The organism is Pseudomonas sp. DD1 (assembly GCF_044510355.1).
GTDB classification, from domain to species: Bacteria; Pseudomonadota; Gammaproteobacteria; order Pseudomonadales; family Pseudomonadaceae; genus Aquipseudomonas; species Aquipseudomonas shahriarae.
Genome location: NZ_MSAJ01000025.1, coordinates 1 through 1564, shown reverse-complemented (window position 1 = coordinate 1564; position 1564 = coordinate 1). Strand labels below are relative to the sequence as shown.

The following is a 1564-nucleotide window of genomic DNA, read 5'->3' as shown; positions in this document are numbered from 1 at the left end:
ACAGTGGCGACTGCTTGAGGCGATCAATGCCGTCGGCGAAAGCGAGCGCTATCAGTACGACAGCCTTGCGGTAATTACTGAGCGGCAGTTGGCCGGTGGGGCGAGTTTCTTCTGGGAGTGGGAACGGTCTGGCAAGGCGGCACGCTGTGTGAGGCATTGGGCCAGTTTTGCGCAGATGGATACGCGCTATAGCTGGGACGACGGCCGCGTCACCCTGCTTAACGCCGATGGCAGTCAGGAAGTTTACGTGCATGACCCGCGGGCACGCCTGGTGCAGCGGGTTGATCCGGATGGCGGCGAGCATTTCAGGTCCTACGACGCACAGGGGCGGCTGACGGTTGAACAGGATCCCCTCGGCGCGATCACGGCCTATCAGTACGACGAGGCTGGGCGCTTGGTGGCGCTGTTTCCCGGGGATGACGAGCCCACGACCTACGAGTATGAGGATGGCTTCGTACGGGTCATGCGCCGGGGTGAGGCGGTCTGGAAGTACCAGCGTAATGATCAGGGCGCGATCACGCGCCAGACTGATCCAGCCGGCAATGTCACCGAGTACAGCTATGACAAGCGTGGGCAGCTTTTAGCGGTTTGGTACCCGGACCACAGCTGCCAGCGCCTGACGTGGAACGATCTTGGCCAGTTGATTGGGGAGCAATTGCCCAATGGCGGCGTACGGCGTTATCGCTATGACGACCTGGGCCGGCAGATTGCCCGCGAGGATGAACATGGCGCCCTGACCCAGTATCACTGGGACGCGGTGGGTCGGCTGATCAAGGTGGTAATGCCGGGCGGTGCCACCCGCGAATTGAGCTACAACCCCTACGGAAAAATCACCGCCGAGCGCGATGAACTGGGGCGTGTGACCCGGTATGAATATGCCGATGGCTTGCACCTGATCAGTCGCCGGATCAACCCCGATGGCACGGCCCTGCGCTATCGCTACGACAACACTCGCCTGCTGCTGACCGAGATCGAAAACGAGGCAGGTGAGCGCTATCAACTGGAGTACCACGCTAACGGCCTGATCCAGCAGGAAACCGGCTTCGACGGCCAACGCACCGCCTACGTCTACGACCTCAACGGCCACCTGCAGGAAAAAACCGAGTTTGGCGACGATGACCGTCAGTTGGTTACCACCTACCAGCACGATAACACCGGCCGCCTCGTCCGAAAAAACCTGCCCGATGGCAGCACGGTGGATTACACCTACGACCGCCTCGGCAATCTGCTTAGCGTCGACGACGGCCACTGGCCGCTGCAGTACGAATACGACGCGCAAAGCCGCCTGACCGCCGAGCACCAAGGCTGGGGCACCCTGCGTTATGGCTACGACCACTGCGGCCAACTCGAAACCCTGCGCCTGCCGGACAACAACCGCCTGACCTTCAACCACGACAAGGGCGGCCACCTTGCCACTATCGACCTGAATGGCCGGACACTCAGCTCGCACCTGTTCAAAGCAGGCCGCGAACACCAGCGCCAGCAGGGCCAACTGCTGAGCCACTACCACTACGACGACCAGGGCCGCCTGGCCCTACACGAACACCGCCACGGCCTTCGCCGC

The 1564-nt window shown here is 62.1% G+C and carries 1 pseudogene; it reads left to right on the top strand.

The features are described 5' to 3' along the window. A pseudogene (locus PSFL_RS16430) lies at positions 1-1564 on the top strand (type IV secretion protein Rhs); the annotation flags it as partial.